The 19,950-nt window shown below is 43.9% G+C and carries 16 protein-coding genes (1 of these 16 only partly in view); all 16 read left to right on the top strand.

Annotation, left to right across the window (positions count from 1 at the left end; all coding sequences use genetic code 11):
• Complete coding sequence (gene infB / locus GSF13_RS10845) at positions 1-2,688, top strand: translation initiation factor IF-2 (RefSeq protein ID WP_010607871.1); 2,688 nt, start codon at positions 1-3, stop codon at positions 2,686-2,688.
• A gap of 82 nt (positions 2,689-2,770) precedes the next feature.
• Complete coding sequence (gene rbfA / locus GSF13_RS10850) at positions 2,771-3,175, top strand: 30S ribosome-binding factor RbfA (protein ID WP_010370823.1); 405 nt, start codon at positions 2,771-2,773, stop codon at positions 3,173-3,175.
• Positions 3,175-4,122 carry a tRNA pseudouridine(55) synthase TruB gene (gene truB / locus GSF13_RS10855; protein ID WP_045989551.1) on the top strand — a complete coding sequence of 316 codons (948 nt, stop codon included), beginning with the start codon at positions 3,175-3,177 and terminating at the stop codon, positions 4,120-4,122. Before rbfA ends, truB begins: the two co-directional genes overlap by 1 nt.
• Positions 4,123-4,227: 105 nt before the next feature.
• A complete protein-coding gene (gene rpsO, locus GSF13_RS10860; protein ID WP_010370825.1) occupies positions 4,228-4,497 on the top strand; it encodes a 30S ribosomal protein S15 in 270 nt (89 codons plus the stop codon).
• 224 nt (positions 4,498-4,721) lie between these two features.
• Positions 4,722-6,848 (top strand): polyribonucleotide nucleotidyltransferase, encoded by a 2,127-nt coding sequence (pnp, locus tag GSF13_RS10865; protein WP_010370826.1) that lies wholly within the window; start codon positions 4,722-4,724, stop codon positions 6,846-6,848.
• A 409-nt stretch (positions 6,849-7,257) separates the two neighbouring features.
• The gene (nlpI, locus tag GSF13_RS10870; RefSeq protein WP_010607873.1) at positions 7,258-8,145 is read left to right on the top strand and encodes a lipoprotein NlpI; all 888 of its coding nucleotides are present in this window, start codon (positions 7,258-7,260) and stop codon (positions 8,143-8,145) included.
• Positions 8,123-9,250 carry a hypothetical protein gene (locus GSF13_RS10875; protein ID WP_211868262.1) on the top strand — a complete coding sequence of 376 codons (1,128 nt, stop codon included), beginning with the start codon at positions 8,123-8,125 and terminating at the stop codon, positions 9,248-9,250. The genes nlpI and GSF13_RS10875 overlap by 23 nt, the downstream gene beginning before the upstream one ends.
• Before the next feature lie 203 nt (positions 9,251-9,453).
• Positions 9,454-12,246 (top strand): monovalent cation/H+ antiporter subunit A, encoded by a 2,793-nt coding sequence (locus GSF13_RS10880; RefSeq protein WP_130164624.1) that lies wholly within the window; start codon positions 9,454-9,456, stop codon positions 12,244-12,246.
• On the top strand, positions 12,246-12,587 hold the full coding sequence (locus tag GSF13_RS10885) for a Na+/H+ antiporter subunit C (protein WP_010370832.1): 342 nt from the start codon (positions 12,246-12,248) through the stop codon (positions 12,585-12,587). The genes GSF13_RS10880 and GSF13_RS10885 overlap by 1 nt, the downstream gene beginning before the upstream one ends.
• Positions 12,584-14,098, top strand: a complete 1,515-nt coding sequence (locus GSF13_RS10890; RefSeq protein WP_211868264.1) for a monovalent cation/H+ antiporter subunit D — start codon at positions 12,584-12,586, stop codon at positions 14,096-14,098. Before GSF13_RS10885 ends, GSF13_RS10890 begins: the two co-directional genes overlap by 4 nt.
• Complete coding sequence (locus GSF13_RS10895) at positions 14,099-14,635, top strand: Na+/H+ antiporter subunit E (protein WP_010607877.1); 537 nt, start codon at positions 14,099-14,101, stop codon at positions 14,633-14,635. It begins immediately after the preceding gene.
• Complete coding sequence (locus tag GSF13_RS10900) at positions 14,629-14,898, top strand: K+/H+ antiporter subunit F (RefSeq protein ID WP_010370838.1); 270 nt, start codon at positions 14,629-14,631, stop codon at positions 14,896-14,898. Before GSF13_RS10895 ends, GSF13_RS10900 begins: the two co-directional genes overlap by 7 nt.
• A gap of 9 nt (positions 14,899-14,907) precedes the next feature.
• Entirely contained in the window at positions 14,908-15,234 is a 327-nt protein-coding gene (locus tag GSF13_RS10905; protein ID WP_010370840.1) for a Na+/H+ antiporter subunit G, read from the top strand.
• Positions 15,235-15,451: 217 nt separating this feature from the next.
• Positions 15,452-17,566 (top strand): methyl-accepting chemotaxis protein, encoded by a 2,115-nt coding sequence (locus tag GSF13_RS10910; RefSeq protein WP_010607878.1) that lies wholly within the window; start codon positions 15,452-15,454, stop codon positions 17,564-17,566.
• Between the two features lie 103 nt (positions 17,567-17,669).
• Positions 17,670-19,592, top strand: coding sequence for a DNA topoisomerase III (locus tag GSF13_RS10915; RefSeq protein ID WP_211868266.1), 1,923 nt, complete (start codon positions 17,670-17,672; stop codon positions 19,590-19,592).
• 78 nt (positions 19,593-19,670) lie between these two features.
• Positions 19,671-19,950, top strand: partial view of a tetratricopeptide repeat protein gene (locus GSF13_RS10920; RefSeq protein ID WP_211868268.1) — the 5' portion only. Its footprint extends 578 nt past the window's final position; only the first 280 of its 858 coding nucleotides appear in the window; the start codon lies at positions 19,671-19,673; the stop codon falls past the right edge of the window.

Consider the following 19,950-nt stretch of genomic DNA (forward strand, 5'->3'; position numbering starts at 1 on the left):
ATGGCAGAAGTGAGCATTAACAAACTAGCCGAGAGTATTGGTACAACTGTTGATAAATTACTACAACAGTTAAAAGATGCAGGGATCACCAAAGCCGAGGGCGACCAAGTTACTGAATCCGAAAAGGCGACGTTGCTTGATCACCTAAGCAAGCAACACGGTGGCACTGGTTCAACCGGCCCTGAGCGTATGACTCTACAGCGTAAGAGTAAAAGCACGTTAAGTGTTAACTCATCTGGTAAAGCAAAGTCTGTATCTGTAGAAGTCCGTAAGAAGCGCACTTACGTTAAAAAGAGCGCAATCGAGCAGCAGAGAGAGGAAGAACGCTTAGCTGCAGAGGAAGCTGCGCGCAAAGAAGCAGAGTTAATGGCTCAGCAACAAGCAGAGCAACAGGCCAAAGTAGAAGCTGAGCGCAATGCGCGCGAAGAAGCGGAACGCAAGGCCGATGAGGAAGCCGAGCGCAAAGCTAAAGAAGAGGCGAAGCGACAAGCGGATGCTGAACGTCAAGCCAAAGATAAGCAGAGTAAAGAAGTGGATAGCGCGCAACAAATTAAAGAACGTCAAGAAGCTGAGCGTCTGCGTCAAGAAGCAGAAGCAGCAGCCCTGAAAAAGGCAGAAGAAGAAGCGAAACGTCAAGCGGAAGAAGCTCGCCGTCTAGCGGAAGAAAACGAAGCACGTTGGAAGGCGGAAGAAGAAGAGCGTCTTCGTCGAGAAGAAAGTGCTGATCACCACCTAACAACTTCTACTTACGCTCGTGAAGCGGAAGATGAGTCTGACGCACGTGAAGAGAAAAGCGCACGTCGTAAGAAGAAGAAAAAGCCAAGTGCGAAAGAAGAAGCAGCAGAAGCGAATGCGAAGAGGCTGAAAGGCAAAAAAGGTCGCTTAAAAGCGCCAACTTCATTACAGCATGGTTTCCAAAAGCCAGCGGCAGAAGTGAAACAAGAAGTACGTATCAGTGAAACTATCACTGTTGCAGAACTTGCTTCTCGTATGGCAGTTAAAGGCGCTGAAGTTGTTAAGACAATGATGAAGATGGGTGACATGGTTACCATTAACCAAGTTATCGATCAAGAAACTGCGCAGCTAGTGGCAGAAGAAATGGGTCACAAAGTTATTCTAGTGAAAGAAAACGAGCTGGAAGAAAAAGTACTAAGTGACCGCAGTGAAGAAGGTTCTCTTGAGCCACGAGCGCCGGTAGTAACGGTAATGGGTCACGTTGACCACGGTAAAACGTCAACGCTTGACTACATTCGTAAAGCAAAAGTTGCTGACGGCGAGGCCGGTGGTATTACTCAGCATATCGGTGCTTACCATGTTGAGACGGACAGTGGCATGGTCACTTTCCTAGATACTCCTGGACACGCGGCGTTTACGTCGATGCGTGCTCGTGGTGCGAAAGCAACCGACATCGTTGTACTTGTTGTTGCAGCGGACGATGGTGTAATGCCTCAGACGAAAGAAGCGGTACAACACGCGAAAGCGGCCGAAGTACCACTTATCGTTGCTGTGAACAAAATGGATAAAGAGGGTATTGACCCTGACCGCGTTAAGAATGAGCTTGCTCAACTAGATGTAATCCCAGAAGACTGGGGTGGTGAAACGCAGTTTGTTCATATCTCAGCGAAGACTGGTCTTGGTATTGATGAGCTACTAGAAGCTATCTTAATGCAATCTGAGCTATTAGAATTACAAGCTTCTAAAGAAGGCATGGCGTCTGGTGTGGTAATCGAATCTCGCCTTGATAAAGGTCGTGGTCCAATCGCTTCTGTACTTGTTCAATCAGGTACCCTAAACCAAGGTGATATCGTACTTTGCGGTCTTGAATATGGTCGTGTTCGCGCGATGAAAGACGAAAACGGTAAAGACATTAAATCAGCGGGTCCTTCAATTCCAGTAGAGATCTTAGGTCTTTCTGGCGTACCAGCTGCTGGTGACGAAGCGACAGTAGTTCGTGATGAGCGTAAAGCACGTGAAGTGGCACTATACCGTCAAGGTAAGTTCCGCGAAGTGAAGCTTGCTCGTCAGCAGAAAGCGAAGCTTGAGAACATGTTCTCTAACATGACTGAAGGCGACGTATCTGAAGTGAACATCGTACTGAAAGCAGACGTTCAAGGTTCTATCGAAGCAATCGCTGATTCATTGACTAAACTGTCTACAGATGAAGTTAAAGTGAAGATCGTAGGCTCTGGTGTTGGTGGTATTACTGAAACGGATGCAACACTTGCAGCGGCTTCTAACGCTATTATGGTTGGCTTTAACGTACGTGCGGACGCTTCGGCACGTAAAGTTATTGATACTGAGAACCTAGACTTACGTTACTACAGCGTTATCTACAACCTAATCGAAGAAGTAAAACAAGCAATGACAGGTATGCTTGCACCAGAATTTAAGCAAGAGATCATTGGTCTTGCTGAAGTTCGTGACGTGTTCAAGTCGCCTAAGATCGGTGCTGTTGCAGGTTGTATGGTAACTGAAGGTGTGGTTAAACGTAGTGCGCCAATCCGTGTACTTCGTGATAATGTTGTTATTTACGAAGGTGAGCTTGAGTCACTACGTCGCTTTAAAGATGACGTTGCTGAAGTTCGTAGCGGTATGGAATGTGGTATCGGCGTTAAGAACTACAACGACGTTAAAGTCGGTGACCAAATCGAAGTATTTGAAACTGTACAGGTAGAGCGTACGCTTTAATTGTAAGTTATTAAAATACTTGAGATGGGGGCACTAGCCCCCATTTGTGATCTCATAGATTTTGAAATTTTAAGTGGTGAAAATGAGAGAATTTTCTCGTACAGATCGCGTAGCACAGCAAATTCAAAAAGAAATTGCGGTGATCCTACAGCGCGAAATTAAAGATCCAAGATTGGGTATGGTAACAGTGTCAGCTGTTGAGGTATCACGCGATCTTTCTTATGCAAAAGTATTCATTACTGTGTTGAATACGAGTGATGAAGACAAAACTAAGCAAAGTGCGGCTATTCTGAATGAAGCAACCGGTTATATCCGCTCGCTTCTTGGCAAGCGTATCCGTGCGCGTATCATGCCTGAGCTTAAATTTGTTATTGATAACTCCCTAATGGAAGGTATGCGTATTTCTAACTTGGTTGACTCTGTGATCAGAGAAGACAACGCAAAGCGTGGTCCTGAGTCTGGAGATAAAGACCAAGAGGAAGAGTAATGGCGCGTCGCACCAAAGGCCGTGCGATCGACGGCATTCTGTTATTAAATAAACCGCAAGGTATTTCTTCTAACAAAGCACTACAGCAAGCAAAGGGCATTTATTTCGCTCAAAAAGCGGGCCACACCGGTGCTTTGGATCCGCTGGCAACAGGTATGTTGCCAATTTGCTTTGGAGAAGCAACTAAGTTTACCCAGTTTTTGCTTGATACTGACAAAACCTACGTGGTGAGAGCGCAGCTGGGTGAGCGCACGACGACATCAGATTCTGATGGTGAAATTGTTGAAACGCGACCAGTAAATGTAACACTTGAGCAGCTAGAGCAAGAAATTGCCAGCTTCTTGGGGGAATCTGATCAGTACCCTTCGATGTATTCGGCGCTCAAATATCAGGGCCAACCGCTATACAAATATGCCCGCGAAGGCATCGAAGTACCGCGAAAATGTCGCAAGATTAATGTTTATCGTATTACGTTAGATGAATATGACGAGCAAACTCAACAAATTCAAATGACGGTGCATGTGTCTAAGGGCACTTATATTCGTACGATAGTCGATGATTTGGGGGAAAAGCTTGGCTGTGGTGCGCATGTCATTATGTTACACCGTAGTGAAGTTGGTCATTACCCTAGCGACAAAATGATTACCTTAGTCGAGTTAGAAGCGTTACTTGAGAAAGCAAAAGCGGAAGAAGTTGCGCCTTCGACTTATCTCGACGAATTATTGTTGCCGATGGATACCGCTTTGGTCGATTTGAGCGTTGTTGATATTAGTGCTGAGCAAGGCGTTGCTTTTGGTCATGGGCAAACCGTTGCTGTCGAAAATTTACCAGACGGTATTGTTAAAGTGGTTGCCGATGGTAAGTTTGTTGGGATTGGCGAGCGTAATCCACAAGGATTATTGAAAGCAAAACGCGCGCTATCTTCCGCTCAGCCGGAATCACAATAAAATCTTCCTATGCAAGGGGAGTTTATGCTGGTATAATCCGCCAGCTTCCGCTTTGGCTGAATTAGTGATCGGCTGAAGCATTACTAAACTTATTTTGGAGTTATTATGTCACTAAGCAATCAAGAAAAAGCAGAAATCGTAGCAAAGTTCGCACGCGCAGAAGGTGATACAGGTTCACCAGAAGTACAAGTTGCACTTCTAACTGCTGACATCAACAAGCTACAAGGTCACTTCGCTAACCACAAGCAAGATTTCCACTCACGTCGTGGTCTTCTACGTAAAGTTAGCCAACGTCGTAACCTTCTTGACTACCTAAAAGGCAAGAGCGTTGACCGTTATGCTGCACTAATCAAAGAGCTTGGCCTACGTCGCTAATATTTTTGATTTCTTGTTGGAAATTTATCCAACAGTAAAAAAGGGGCTAATTAGCCCCTTTTTTTGTGGCTGTTCTATCAGTATACTTACAGCCGTTTAAAAATACTTTTAAACAAGCGTCAATCGGATTTCCAATTGTAGTGCTTAAGTAAATTATGGTGAGTTTATTTAAGACTGTGATTGGTCCCCGTTGACGTTGAAAACAATTTAGTAAGGAAAATATTGTGCAAGCAATTATTAAAGAATTTCAACTAGGTCAACACACGGTGACTCTAGAGACAGGTGCTATCGCACGTCAAGCTGACGGTGCAGTACTTGCAAGCATTGGCGATACTTCGGTACTTGTTACTGTTGTAGGAAGAAGAGAAGCGGCTCCTGGCCAAGACTTTTTCCCACTAACGGTTAACTACCAAGAAAAAATGTACGCTGCGGGTCGTATCCCTGGTGGTTTCTTGAAGCGTGAAGGTCGTCCTTCAGACGGTGAAACACTAACCGCTCGTCTAATCGACCGTCCAATTCGTCCTCTATTCCCAGACGGCTTTGTAAACGAAGTTCAGGTTATCGCGACAGTGGTTTCTGTAAACCCTGAGATCCAACCAGATATCGTTGCTTTGATTGGTACTTCAGCAGCACTAGCTATCTCTGGCATTCCATTCAATGGCCCGCTAGGTGCCGCGCGCGTTGGTTTCATCGATGGTCAATACGTACTTAACCCTACGTTAAAAGAGCTAGAGACAAGTAAGCTTGACCTAGTTGTTGCTGGTACTGAAAACGCAGTACTAATGGTTGAATCAGAAGCTGAAGTGTTAACTGAAGAAGAAATGCTTGGCGCTGTTGTATATGGTCACGAGCAATCACAAGCTATCATCAAAGCAATCGAAGAATTCCGCGCTGAAGCTGGTAAAGCGGCATGGGATTGGACTGCACCTGAAAAAGATTTAACACTAGCTGAAAAAGTCGCTGCAATTGCAGAGCAAAAAGTAGGTGATGCTTACCGTATTACTGACAAAGTTGCACGTAAAGAAGCACTTTCTGAAGCAAAAGCGGAAGTCATTGAAAAGCTAGGCGCTGAAGTTGCTGAAGGCGAGTCACTAGACGAGCAAGTGGTAGGTAAAACATTCAGCTCACTTGAGAAGAAAATTGTACGTAGCCGTATCATTGCTGGCGAAAAACGTATCGACGGTCGTGAACCAGATATGGTTCGTGCGCTAGACGTGATGACGGGTGTACTGCCACGTACTCACGGTTCTGCAATCTTTACTCGTGGTGAAACTCAGGCACTTGTAACAGCAACCCTTGGTACTGAGCGTGACGCGCAGATGCTAGATGACCTAACTGGTACTCACAAGCATCACTTTATGCTTCACTATAACTTCCCTCCATTCTGTGTAGGTGAAACGGGTTTTGTAGGGTCTCCTAAGCGTCGTGAAATCGGCCACGGTAACTTAGCTAAGCGTGGTATTGCGGCAGTAATGCCAACACTGGCTGAATTCCCATATTCAGTACGTGTAGTATCTGAAATCACTGAATCAAACGGTTCATCTTCAATGGCATCAGTATGTGGTACTTCACTTGCGCTAATGAACGCTGGTGTTCCAGTTAAAGCGTCAGTTGCTGGTATCGCGATGGGTCTAGTGAAAGAAGGCGAAGATTTCGTTGTACTTTCTGACATTCTTGGTGATGAAGATCACTTAGGTGATATGGACTTTAAAGTAGCGGGTACAGCAAACGGTGTAACTGCACTACAGATGGATATCAAGATTGAAGGTATCACCAAAGAAATCATGCAGATCGCGCTTCGCCAAGCGAAAGCTGCGCGTCTACACATCCTAGGTGTGATGGACCAAGCGATTTCTGCACCTTCTGAAGAGCTATCTGAGTTTGCTCCACGTATCTACACTATGAAGATCCCTGCGAAGAAGATTGCTGAAGTTATTGGTAAAGGTGGTGCAACAATTCGCCAGCTTACTGAAGAAACAGATACAACGATTGAAATCGAAGACGACGGTACTATCAAGATCGCTGCAACGAATGGTAATAGTGCACAAGCTGCTATTTCACGTATCGAAGCGCTTACAGCAGAGCTTGAAGTTGGTACGCTTTACACTGGTAAAGTTATCCGTATCGTAGACTTCGGCGCGTTTGTAAACGTACTTCCTGGTAAAGATGGCCTAGTGCACATCTCACAAATCAGTGAAGAGCGCGTAAATAACGTTTCAGATCACTTAACTGTTGGTCAAGAAGTTAAAGTTAAAGTACTTGAAGTTGACCGCCAAGGCCGTGTTCGCTTAAGTATCAAAGAAGCACAAGAGAAAAAAGCTGAGCAGCCTAAAGAAGAAGGCGCTGAGTAATCTTTGCAATGCTTTGCATAGAATAGAAGTGTAAAGGGGCTGAATAGCCCCTTTTTTTATGCTTTAATGCTGTTTGACTCAAAATGATGAAACAAAACTGAGTTTATCTGGTCAATAGAGAACTAGGCAAAGTTATAGTACATAACCTGAGCTGCGGATAATTAATGCCTTTCTAGCAGAAAGTTTTAGCGCTAACTGCGTTGAATTCACTTCCAATAGCCAGCTATTGGTGCGTAAATTCGCCTTGTTTTCCCTAAAACTCTCTGGCTAGACAAGGAGAAAACTAAGTTGTGCTTTAGCAACAATGAGTTGGAACATTCCTTATCCAAACCTCAGGTTACATAATCAGATTGTTGGTATACCTGTGCAAAGACTCTAAACGGGCAAATGCCATTGAATGAGGAAGGAAATGAAGTTAGCGAAAATAGTTGTGCCATTAGTGCTAATGGGGCTGGTAGGATGTAAAAGCACGCAGCCAGAGGCCACTAAAAACATTGTAAATGTTCCGCTTGCAGTACCACTTCAAGCTAATTTCCGTAATGAAATTGCCATTGCTCGATTTAACGAGTTACTCTTGCAGCCGGATATGGCAAATGAGCAACGCGCGCAGCTGCTATACAATCGCGGTATGCTGTACGATAGCATTGGTTTGCAAACCCTTGCTCGTATTGACTTCAATCGCGCCGTAAAAATTAAGCCAGATCTCGCTGAAGTATATAACTTCCTAGGTATTCATCAAACGCTAGAGCAAAATTATGGCCGGGCATATGAAATGTTTGATGCTGTGCTAGAGCTCGACGAGCAACATGAATATGCCTATTTAAATCGTGGTATCGCATTGTATTACGGTGAAAGAGCCGATTTAGCTGTAAAAGATTTTGAAGCCTTTTTGGCGCGTGCTCCAAAAGATGCGTACCGTGCTATGTGGCTGTATATTGCTCAGCAGCAAGTAGACGATGCGCTTGCTAAGCAGACATTGGCGGCAAATAGCCAAGCATTAGACCCTGACGAGTGGTCGTCTCAGTTAGTTGCATTGTATTTGGGGACTTTATCTGAAGAAGCATTTCTTGCGCAGATCTCTGAGGGCGTGAGCACCCAAGAAGAGTATGCGCAGCGTCTCTGTGAGGCCTATTTTTATCTGGCTAAGCAATATCAGACGCAAGGGGACTTAGCCTCTGCGATTAGCTATTTTAAGCTCGCATTGGCAACCAATGTATATGAGTTTGTAGAACATAAATACGCCCGTCTTGAGCTTGATTTACTTGCCCAGTTGAATGACGAACAAGACGCGAGCTAAACACCTTTTTATTTTTATGCTTATAGGGCTGCTGTTTTCAAGCAGCCCTAATTATGCACACCTCTCTATCGCGCAAAAATCAGCACTTGTCGTCGCCAATCCAAATAGCTATTTTGCCATTGCACCGGCGCTTGAGGTGTTACCCTCACAAGCAAGTGCACAATTAGTAAAAGCCATTGCAGGCCTAAAGCAACCAAGTTGGGAGTTTGAACGGTTACAGCGCGATTTGAGTGCTCAACAGAAAAATAGCACTAAGCTGCTTTTACTCGATACTTGGTCTCGTTTAAATCGTCAGCAGCGTCAGCAAGTGTCCGAGCAGTTAGTATCACTTGGCCGATATCACTTGCTTTATGCGCTTTCAAAACGCTACGCGTTAAACCCAGAACTCACTTCGTTGCTCGCGGTGTGGCAAGGAAAGCCTGTTACGACATTTTTGAATAATCCCTATTTAAGACTGTTTCAGACTCTCTCAGAGCGTCAGCATTCAAGTGCGTCTTGTCAGTTTAATCTTGCATTAATCGCCAGTAATTTAGATGGTTTGCAGCGTTTACAAGTGCTTAAACATGCTTATGAGCAACAACCAGAGCCAGCCAAAGGCGTATATTGTTTATCTAAACCGATATATGCGGCGAACAAACTTAGTTGTAAGAGGCAAAGGGGATTTGCAATGTGCGACTTACGATACGAGCAGGGCTTGTCAAAATACGATCACTTGGTGTTTATGGCAACGGAGGGGCTTGCTAATGTCAGCGGTAAGCACATGACTTTGAGCGGCGCCAGCACTTACAACACGCTGGTACACGAGCTTATGCACTTTAGTGGTTTTGAAGATGAATACCCAGTACCAGCTAAAAAAGCAAAATGGCTTTGCGCGACTTCAGGGCAAAAGGCACCAAATCTTTACGTTGGTGACCACGCACCGAACAATTGGGTGCCAAGTCGCACTTGCGAGTTAGGTAAATTTTCCTCATATAAACCCTCGAATAGTCACTCTTTGCTCGAATATCAATCAATTAAGTTAGATGCAAATTACCGTCAAAGGTGGTTAGCAGTACTGAATTCAATACGTTTAGAAGATAAAATAGCGGTTAATTCGGCTGAATAGTTTTGAACTTATTCTGAATAGTTTGTTAAGGTTGGCTAAAATAGCATCAGCTAGAAAGTGAAACTCTAGACAACTCAAACACTAATCAAGTATAACAGGGTTCATGTACGTGTGGTTAATGTGTACCGATCGCTCCAACTTGGAAGGGGGAATGTCACATTAATCTAAACGAGCCATAACGACGCAAATAAAAGGTTTCATCTATGACTTTATTTTGGATACCCTTGCTATCCTTAATTGGCAGTTTTATCTCTGCATTTACGGGAAAGCTTTCTCGTAATCAGTCGACTGCTATAACCTTAGTAGCGCCAGCAGTGGCAATTTTACTTGCTGTTGATCTCGCTCCTGCCGTTTTCGCAGGAGAGACTATTCGGTACACATTTGAATGGGTCCCGCTTCTAGATATTAACATCGCGTTTAGACTGGATGGTCTTGCGTTGCTGTTCGTTTTCATGATCTTGGGCATTGGTATGCTGGTTATCTTCTATGCCAGATACTACCTGAGCCCCAATGATTCCATGCCTAAACTTTATGCTTACTTAATGCTCTTTATGACCGCTATGCTTGGTATCGTTATGTCTAATAACGTATTACAGCTGTGGTTATTCTGGGAGCTTACCAGCATTAGTTCATTTTTACTTATTAGCTATTGGTGGCATAAGTCAGAGGCCCGCAAAGGGGCGAAAATGGCACTTGCTATCACTGGCGGTGGCGGCTTAGCACTGCTCGCTGGCTTGATGTTGATAGGAGATATTGTAGGTAGTTATAACCTTGATGTGATTTTATCGAGTCGTGAGCTTATTCAATCCCATGCGTTATATGAAGTGGCGTTAATCCTTGTGCTACTGGGCGCATTTACCAAGTCCGCGCAATTTCCATTCCATTTCTGGTTACCGCACGCGATGGCTGCACCAACGCCTGTAAGTGCGTACTTACACTCTGCGACTATGGTGAAAGCTGGAATATTTTTACTGGCGCGCTTTTATCCTGCGCTGGCGGGTACAGAGCTGTGGTTTATCCTCGTAGGGTTAACTGGCTTAGCGACATTGCTCGTTGGTGCCTATATCGCGTTATTTAAGCATGATCTAAAAGGTCTTTTGGCGTTTTCGACGATCAGTCATTTAGGCCTTATTACTTTATTACTTGGTCTGGATACTGAGCTTGCAACTGTTGCGGCGGTTTTCCATATTATTAACCACGCAACGTTTAAGGCCTCTTTATTCATGGCGACGGGGATCATCGACCATGAAACGGGCACTCGTGATATGCGTAAACTCAACGGTATGTGGCGATTTATGCCCTATACCGCAACGCTTGCGATGGTTGCCGCTTCTGCGATGGCTGGGGTGCCGCTACTTAATGGTTTCTTGTCAAAAGAAATGTTCTTTGCCGAGACGCTACACCAGCAACTTCTGGGCTCTATGTCGTGGTTGATTCCAATTTTGGCGACAATCGCCGGTGCATTCTCTGTTGCGTATTCGGCGCGATTTATTCATGACGTATTCTTCAACGGAGATCCAATTGATTTACCCAAGGAGCCGCATGAAGCGCCACGCTATATGCGTTTTCCAATCGAAATCTTGGTCGCTTTATGTTTGATAGTCGGCATGTTCCCTAACTTTATCGTTGATGGCATGTTAAAGACAGCATCAAGTGCGGTATTAGGGGAGGCTGCGCCAACCTTTGAGGTTGCTATTTGGCATGGCTTTAACTTACCACTGCTCATGAGTGGCCTTGCGGTATGTGGTGGCTTATTAATTTATACTCAGCGCAAATATCTATTCCAATTCCAAGCTTCATTACCGCCGATGAACGCTAAGAAAACGTTTGAACGCACTATGTACAACATAGTGTCTTGGAGTCGCGCGCGTGTAAACGCAATAGAAAATGGTTCGTTACAGCGTTATCTGATGCTGATGTTTATCGTTGTGCTGGTGAGTGCAGGCTGGCCATTGTTTGAAATGTCACAGTTAGTGGGTAATTTAGAGCCGACGCCAATTGACGTACATAACGGTATTGGTGCTGGTTTATTAATGATTGGAGCGATTGGCACGGTTATCTGGCATCGTACTCGTATGGTTGCACTGCTAATGATTTCGGTTGTTGGTCTCATGGTGTCGGTTGCCTTTACGCGCTTCTCAGCACCGGATCTGGCGCTTACTCAGTTAACGGTAGAAGTAGTGACCATTATTCTGTTGATGCTTGCGTTATTCTTCTTACCGCAAAGAACGCCGAAGGAGTCTAGTTCTATTCGCGTACTCCGTGATATGGGTATTGCTTCAGCAATTGGTGTGATCATCGGAAGTATCAGTTACGCCTTGATCACAAGGCCATTGGATAGTATTTCTGAGTTCTTTATTGCAAACGCCAAAGTTGGCGGTGGCGGGACGAATGTCGTTAACGTTATCTTAGTGGATTTCCGTGGTTTTGATACGCTAGGTGAAATTACCGTACTGGGTATTGCGGCGCTTGGGATTTATAAGTTACTGATTAACTTACCACTATTTATGCCTGGCAGTGACAGTGAAGGCAGACCTTGGGCAAAAGAGAGATATCCGCTACTGCTGGCAAGTATTTCACAAAGCTTATTGCCTTTGGCATTGCTGGTTTCGGTTTATATTTTCTTGCGCGGTCACAATCTACCAGGTGGTGGATTTATCGCGGGCCTAATCACGGCGATAGCCTTTATTTTACAATATATTGCTCATGGTTCGAATTGGATTGCAGAGCGCTTTGATGTCAATTACCGCAAGATTATCGCAACGGGTATCGCTATTTCTCTAGCAACCGGTGTGGGAAGTTGGTTCTTTGGCAAACCATTCTTAACCTCATGGTTTGATTATTTTGATATCCCATTGGTAGGTAAAACTGAGTTGGCAAGTGCCATCGCATTCGACCTTGGTGTTTATATCACCGTGGTAGGTGCAACGCTGATGATTTTGGCGAGCCTAGGTAAAGTAACGGCAAATGCGCCCAAAGAAGAGGTGAATATTTAATGGAATTGCTTTATGCATCGTGCGTGGGCTTGCTAGTAGCCTGTGGCGTATTTTTGATTCTACGAGCAAGAACATTCCCTGTTGTTCTTGGTTTAACTATGTTGTCTTATGCGGTCAACTTGTTTTTGTTCGCATCGGGTAGATTGACCTTAAACAAAGCAGCAGTGCTTGGTTATAGCAGTGAGTATGCAGATCCACTGCCGCAAGCCTTGGTATTGACGGCAATTGTTATCGGGTTCGCGATGACGGCATTTGTCGTGATCTTAGCTATTCGCGGTCGTTCTGATTTGGGTAATGACCATGTAAATGGCATTGTTCCTGACAAAAAGGGTAAAGCATGATCCAACATATGACTTCTTTACCTATTTTATTACCTATGTTGGCAGGGGTGATCCTGCTGATGCCACCGTGTGGTAAAAACCTAGCGATTAGGCGTAAAGTTTCAGTACTTATGTCGCTAATTACGTTTACAGTTTGTGCCTCACTTTTACTACATGTTCAGCAGTCTGGCATTCAGGTTTATGCGATTGGTAACTGGCAAGCACCGTTTGGTATTGTGTTAGTTGCTGATCAACTTTCTACTCTGTTAGTAAGCTTAACCGCTTTGTTGTGTTTTGTGTGTTCGCTGTATAGCTGTGCCGGAGACGACGAGCGAGGAAGTTTCTTCCATCCGTTACTGCACTTTTTGGTGATGGGGGTAAACGGCGCCTTCTTAACTGGTGACGCGTTCAACTTATTTGTATTCTTTGAGATTTTGTTGATAGCGTCTTATGCGTTGTTAATGCATGGTGGTGACAAGCATAATACCCGTGCTTCATTGCAATACGTGATCCTAAATCTAGTAGGTTCGTCGGTATTTTTGATTGCATTAGGTATCTTGTACGGTGTGCTTGGTACCCTAAACATGGCGGATATGGCATATAAGATCACCTTCTTACAAGGAGATGATGTTTATCTTGCTAAAATTGGCGGCTTGTTATTATTGGTTGTATTTGCGCTAAAAGGTGCCTTGCTACCGCTTCATCTATGGCTGCCAAACACCTATGCAACCGCATTACCTGTTGTAGCTGCTTTATTTGCAATCATGACTAAAGTGGGTGTGTATTCTATGATGCGTGTGTATACACTGATTTTTGGCGATCAAGCTGGTGAATTAAGTCATATGGCACAAGAGTGGCTATGGTGGCTCGCTCTGGCGACTATCGTCATGGGTGGGATTGGCGTACTTGCTAGTCAAGATTTGCGTAAGCTGTCTGCAAATTTAGTGGTGGTGTCAGTTGGCACTCTAGTGGCATTAGTCGCCGTACAAACGGTAAATAGCAGCGCTGCAGCCATTTACTATTTAGTGCACTCGACATTAGTGTCTGCTGCTTTGTTTTTACTTGCTGATTTAGTGGGGAAACAAAGGGGGAAAGTCGCTGATAGGATCACCGCGGGTCGCCCAGTAGTTCAACCTATGTTACTTGGCATCATGTTTGCGATTGCGGCAATCACTGTGATTGGTATGCCGCCGTTATCAGGCTTTATTGGCAAAGTATGGATCTTAAAGTCGACCATCGAGTCGAGTCACACGTATTGGTTTTGGGCGGTGTATTTGTTAGTAAGCTTAGCGGTATTAGTAAGTGTCTCAAAAGCTGGTAGCACAGTGTTTTGGCATCATACAGGTAAGGTTGATACACAATCGGCAGAAAAAGCGCACCCAGCCCAAATTATCGCAATTCTTACCTTGATAACTTGTGCGCCGTTAATGGTGATTTTTGCCGGTCCATTGACTGATTACGCATTGTCGGCAGCCGACTCTTTGCACGACTTTTCTAGCATGACGAATGCTGTGTTAAAAGGAGCGAAATAGATGCGTTTAGAAGCAAGGTTTAAATGGCTACCAACTCCATTTCGCAGCTTACTGCTATTTACTGTGTGGTTATTGATGAATAATAGTGTGTCAGCTGGGCATATTATTCTCGCGACTATTCTAGCGATTGTGATCCCGCTTATTACCTATCGGTTTAGAACTAAGCAGCCACTGATCATTAAGCCATGGCGTGCGTTTACTCATTTGCTTTTGGTACTTTACGATATCATTACCGCCAACGTTGAGGTTGCGATAAAGATCTTAGGACCAACGAAGAAATTGCGCCCCGGTTTCGTGTTGGTGCCGCTCGATATAGATCAAGCTATGCCAATCACTATTTTAGCCAGCACGGTATCTTTAACTCCTGGCACCGTAAGTGCTGAGGTATACCCTTGGCCTGAGTCTGTAAAAAGTGGCGAAAAACCAGAGCGTAAATACTTATTGATCCACGTGTTAGATCTTACGGATGAGCAAGCGTTGATTGATACTATTAAATCTCGTTATGAAGCGCCATTGAAGGAGATTTTTGAATGCTAGAAACTGTAATTCTTATTGTCTTTGCGATGATAGGTGTATCACTTTTGCTAAATCTTTGGCGTTTGGTTGTTGGACCTTCAATTCCAGATAGAATTTTAGCGCTCGATACCATGTACATAAATACCATTGCGCTTATTATTCTTTACGGAATGAGTATGGGAACTGCATTGTACTTTGAAGCCGCATTATTAATAGCAATGCTTGGTTTTGTAAGTACGGTTGCGGTATGTAAGTATTTGCTACGCGGCGACATCATAGAATAGGAGAGCGATATGTCGGAATGGATAATTTCCATTTTATTACTGTTAGGTGGTGCGTTTGTATTGATAGGCTCTATTGGTCTTGTGAAAATGCCTGACTTTTTTATGCGTCTCCACGGTCCTACAAAGGCCACAACGCTTGGAATGGCGTGCTTATTGACCTCGGCAATGGTGTATTTTAGTACCACGACTGATGGTGTGAGTGTAAAGGAAATCTTGATTTCAATATTTTTGCTGCTCACTGCCCCTATTTCTGGATATATGCTGATTAAGTCAGCAATACATCACCGCTTGCCGAGTAATGAAAAGACGACAGGCAAAGACAAGATAAAAAAATAGTGCTTCGGCGCTATTTTTTTTACCCATCACTTTATAATTTATTCCCTAAATAATCCCACTCAAGCATCATAAATTTCAGTACGTTATTAAATTTTTTGCTACAGTTAAAAAAGACTTCATAGTCGCCGATAAAAATAGGGGTCACTCGTTTTATCAAGTTGATGATGAACGTGCAGTGCAATTTGTTTGCATACTAAGTCTAAAAACTGGGAATGTTATGAAACAAGCTTCGATTAAAAACAAACTCTTATTCTTTGTAACAGCATTAGTAACGAGTTTGGTTGTTATATTAGTGACAACAATGTGGTTTCACCTTGCAGCAGAAAATACCAAGCAAAGTGAAGGGGTCCAACAAGCGATTTATGATGAAATATCCCAAGGTCTTATCGCTAAAGGCAATCAATATGGGCAACGTGTGGCTGGCTTTATCAATGAAGCCTATCGTGTTCCTTATACTTTGGCGGGTGTACTATCTCATACCGCCGAGCAGGATCCTCTGAGCCGTGAACAAGTGCAAGAAATTGTCAATGGTGCGCTAAAGCAAAATCGCTTTGTGTCTTCTATGTATGCACAGTTTGAACCGAATGGTTACGATGGCAATGATGCCAGTAATCAAGGTGGTTCGAGTCACTCTGTGCCGGGCGCTGGTACCTTAGAGCTCTACTTTACTCAAGAAGCCAATGGTCCGATGCAACAAAAAGTTGAGTCGGCAGAAGAAAAATATGCCGATGCAATCAATGAGTTTGGCCTACGAGAAGCCGAGTGGTATCTGTGCGCAAAAGATAAAGTGGCGCCGTGTATCATGGAGCCCTATTTATATGAAATTTCTCCGGGCAACAAAATGCTGATGACCTCATTGACCACACCAGTCGTGGTCAATCGTCAATTTAGAGGCCTAGTGGGCGTGGATGTAAATTTGCCGATTTTCCAAACCATGGTCGACGAGCTCTCAAACTCGCTTTACTCAGGAGCCGCTAAGGTAACCTTGTTAAGTGAGTTGGGTCTTGTTGTGGGTTCTAGTCACTACAAGAATTTAGCCCGCCCACTTGCTGAGTCGACAAAGTCAGATAGGGCTGAGGTGTTAAAATCGCTGCACACAGGTTCTGGGATTAAAGAGCTTGGTGAAGACTTAGTCGTAGCGGTACCGATTAAAATTGCGTTACCAAACACCACTTGGTCTCTAGTAATCGAACTACCTAAGGCAATTGCACTTAGTTCTGCTACAACGCTGCAAAGTCAGCTGGAGGAGTCGACAAACTCCGTTGGTCGCTGGATGCTCATTATCGGTATTGTTATTGCTGTTATTGGCATTGCCATTGCGGTGGTATTAGTGAACACAATTATCGGCCCGCTTACGCATATTCAGGAGCGGGTAGAGAACTTAGCTTCTAGCGAAGGCGATTTAACGCATGAACTAGAAGTGAGTCATCATGCTGAGTTGATTGCCTTGGCACATGGCTTTAACCGCTTTACTGATAAACTACGAAAGATGATTGATGACCTCAAAGGTCTTGCTGAATCTTCCTACGAGCAGTCGCATCGAACAACAGAAGCCGCGATAAACATCAAAAACAAAGTCGCTAATCAGCACTTAGAAATAGATAGCGTAGTTACTGCAATTAACGAACTCAGTGCAACTGCTTCAGAGGTGGCTCGGGCATCGGAAAAAGCGGCTGCAAGTACGAATCAGGCCGCAGATCAAGTTCAGCAAAGCGAACAAAGCATCATTAAAACGACCGAAACGGTGCAATCAATGGCGGATCAAGTCATTGATGCAAAACAAGCGGTCGTGAAGGTATCTGAGCGCAGTGATGATATTTCTAAAATACTAGAAGTGATCAGAGCTATTGCAGAGCAAACTAATTTACTGGCCTTAAACGCAGCAATTGAAGCGGCAAGGGCAGGGGAGCAAGGGCGTGGTTTTGCGGTTGTTGCAGATGAAGTTCGAGCTTTGGCGTCAAAAACACAAGCATCGACGGACGACATTAGTAAACTAATAGATAACCTACAGAGTGAAGTCGCGAACTCAGGCCGGATCATTGAGAGCTCTGTGCAGCTAGGTGAAGACGCAGTGAGTTATTGCCAAGAATCGGCTAGGTTAATGAGTACGCTAGTTGCTGAGCTGACAAGCATTTCTAACGAAGTAACACAAATTGCTACGGCTGCGGAAGAGCAAAGTATGGTTACCGAAGAAATTAATACGAATACGACGGGCATTTCAGATGCCGCTGCTGAGCTTTCGAAGTTCGCAGATGAAGTAGAGCAAGCAGCCAGTTCAATGACGCTGATAGTCGAACAAAAACACAAGCAACTTAACTTATTAAGAACGTAAGTTTGTTGGTTTGCAAAGAGACTGGAGACAGTCTCTTTGCAGCTATGGTGTTTTTCGTCAAAATTCACTATGATAACTGTATCTATATACAGTTAAGCTAATCATGAAACTCTATATCGCAGAAAAACCCTCTTTAGGCCGAGCAATCGCCGATGTCTTACCAAAACCACATAAAAAACAAGATGGTTATATAGAAGTCGCGAATGGTGATGTGGTTTCTTGGTGTATAGGTCACCTGTTGGAACAAGCAGAACCTGAAGACTACGACGTCAAATACAAAAAATGGCACTTTCATGATCTACCAATCGTGCCGACTCAATGGCAGTTCAAAGCAAAGCCAAAAACAAAAAAGCAGCTTAGCACTTTAAAAAAGTTACTCACAAAAGCCGATGAAATCTACCATGCTGGAGATCCTGATAGAGAAGGGCAATTGCTCGTGGACGAAGTATTTCAATTTGTAAACTTGCCTGAACGGAAAAGAGCAACGATCCGACGCTTGTTGATCAGTGATTTAAACCCACAAGCTGTGAAAAAGGCATTGGCTTCGACACGTTCTAATCAAGAATTTGTTCCTTTAAGTGTATCTGCACTTGCAAGAGCTAGAGCGGATTGGCTATTTGGGATGAATTTAACCAGAGCATTTACGTTGGCCGGGCAAAAAGCGGGAGTGAATACTGTTTTGTCGGTTGGCAGAGTGCAAACTCCGGTACTTGGTTTGGTTGTTAGAAGAGATCTAGAAATAGAGAACTTTGTATCTAAACCATTTTATGAGGTGATTGCACATATCAATAAACCAAATTGGGGTGTTTTTGAAGCTAAGTGGGTACCAAGTGAAGCATGTAAGCCCTATATGGACGAAGATGGGCGTGTTCTGGTTAAGGCCTTAGCCGAAAACGTTGCGGATCGGATCAGTCAAAAGCAAGCAACAATAAATAAGGTTGAAACAAAACCAAAAAAGATAAACCCGCCGTTACCCTATAACCTTTCTTCTTTGCAGATTGACGCAAATAAGCGCTACGGTTTATCGGCTCAGCAAGTGTTGGATATTTGTCAGGCACTTTATGAGAAACATAAATTGATCACTTACCCTAGATCAGATAACCGTTATCTACCACAAGAACATTTTGTTGAAAGAGAGCAAGTCATTGCGGCTGCCGAGCACAATCAGGGAATAGAAAGTAAGTTTATTAAGTTAGCTGACATGAATCTAAAAGGAGCGTGTTGGAATGATAAAAAGGTAGAAGCGCATCACGCTATCATTCCAACCACTAAAAAGCTCCGCAGTGCTCAGCTTGGGCATAGAGAGTTACAGGTCTATCAACTCATCTCTGTACAGTATCTTGCGCAATTCTTTCACCCCTACCGCTACAACGAAACTAAAGTGGAGTTGGAGATTAGTGGTGGTCAATTCAAAGCACAAGCGAAGCAAATAACAGATCAAGGATTCAAGATACTGTTTAAAGGTCATGAGGTCGAGAAAGAAAGCCTATTGCCGGAGTTACAGGTGGGAGAGCAACTTTTATGCGAGAAAGGTGAAGTTAAAGAAAAACAAACTCAGCCGCCAAAGCATTACACTGAAGCTACCTTATTAGGTGCGATGACAGGTATTGCACGGTTTGTTTCCGATCAATCTATCAAAAAGGTATTGAAAGACACTGATGGGCTTGGCACTGAGGCGACGCGGGCCGGAATTATTGAGCTTTTGTTTAGACGGCAGTTTCTTAGACGAGAAGGTAAGACGATATATTCTACGGCGCTGGGAAAAGCATTTATTCAAACCCTACCTGAGTCACTTTCATTACCAGATAGAACTGCGCTCTGGGAGTCATTGCTCGGAAAGATCGCCAATAAGGAAACGTCGTATAATCAATTTATGCAACCGCTTTGTGATGAGTTAGGTGGATTTATTGACAGCGCTCAGTCTATCAATACGAATGCACTGAAAGGTGTTCCTGTACCTGCATTTAAAAAACGTGGTGCAAGAAAGGGGAAATTTACCCGAAAGAGAAAGCCAAGCTCTGCATAATTGTTTTCTTGGCTTGGTTGTAAATTCAGATAGTGTCACTATATCAACCATATTAATTACTCAGACAGAAAATAGAATATGAGCAATAAAATCCAACTAACCCCTGAAAACATTCAGCAAGTAATAACCGATCCAAATCCAGAGAAAGCGTTATTGCTGACCTTTTATAGCAATCAAAATCCTGAATGTGTTCAGCAAGACCAAATATTGGAGAGGATAGCGGCAGCTTATAGTGAGCATATAACCGTAGGCGTTATTGATTGTGATGTCCAACAAGCGCTGGCATCTCAACTCGCTCAGCAAATTGGTTTACAAGCTTTGCCAACGATTGTGATTTTAAAAGGTGGTGCGCCAGTAG

This window comes from Pseudoalteromonas sp. M8, assembly GCF_018141365.1.
Classification (GTDB): domain Bacteria; phylum Pseudomonadota; class Gammaproteobacteria; order Enterobacterales; family Alteromonadaceae; genus Pseudoalteromonas.

Bases quoted from the DNA above. Each gene is read 5' to 3' on its own strand.
- GSF13_RS10890 (WP_211868264.1), top strand. From the start codon at position 12,584: ATGATCCAACATATGACTTCTTTACCTATTTTATTACCTATGTTGGCA.
- GSF13_RS10875 (WP_211868262.1), top strand. From the start codon at position 8,123: ATGACGAACAAGACGCGAGCTAAACACCTTTTTATTTTTATGCTTATA.
- GSF13_RS10885 (WP_010370832.1), top strand. From the start codon at position 12,246: ATGGAATTGCTTTATGCATCGTGCGTGGGCTTGCTAGTAGCCTGTGGC.
- GSF13_RS10900 (WP_010370838.1), top strand. From the start codon at position 14,629: ATGCTAGAAACTGTAATTCTTATTGTCTTTGCGATGATAGGTGTATCA.
- GSF13_RS10880 (WP_130164624.1), top strand. From the start codon at position 9,454: ATGACTTTATTTTGGATACCCTTGCTATCCTTAATTGGCAGTTTTATC.
- nlpI (WP_010607873.1), top strand. From the start codon at position 7,258: ATGAAGTTAGCGAAAATAGTTGTGCCATTAGTGCTAATGGGGCTGGTA.
- GSF13_RS10905 (WP_010370840.1), top strand. From the start codon at position 14,908: ATGTCGGAATGGATAATTTCCATTTTATTACTGTTAGGTGGTGCGTTT.
- GSF13_RS10915 (WP_211868266.1), top strand. From the start codon at position 17,670: ATGAAACTCTATATCGCAGAAAAACCCTCTTTAGGCCGAGCAATCGCC.
- GSF13_RS10910 (WP_010607878.1), top strand. From the start codon at position 15,452: ATGAAACAAGCTTCGATTAAAAACAAACTCTTATTCTTTGTAACAGCA.
- rbfA (WP_010370823.1), top strand. From the start codon at position 2,771: ATGAGAGAATTTTCTCGTACAGATCGCGTAGCACAGCAAATTCAAAAA.
- GSF13_RS10895 (WP_010607877.1), top strand. From the start codon at position 14,099: ATGCGTTTAGAAGCAAGGTTTAAATGGCTACCAACTCCATTTCGCAGC.
- truB (WP_045989551.1), top strand. From the start codon at position 3,175: ATGGCGCGTCGCACCAAAGGCCGTGCGATCGACGGCATTCTGTTATTA.
- rpsO (WP_010370825.1), top strand. From the start codon at position 4,228: ATGTCACTAAGCAATCAAGAAAAAGCAGAAATCGTAGCAAAGTTCGCA.
- infB (WP_010607871.1), top strand. From the start codon at position 1: ATGGCAGAAGTGAGCATTAACAAACTAGCCGAGAGTATTGGTACAACT.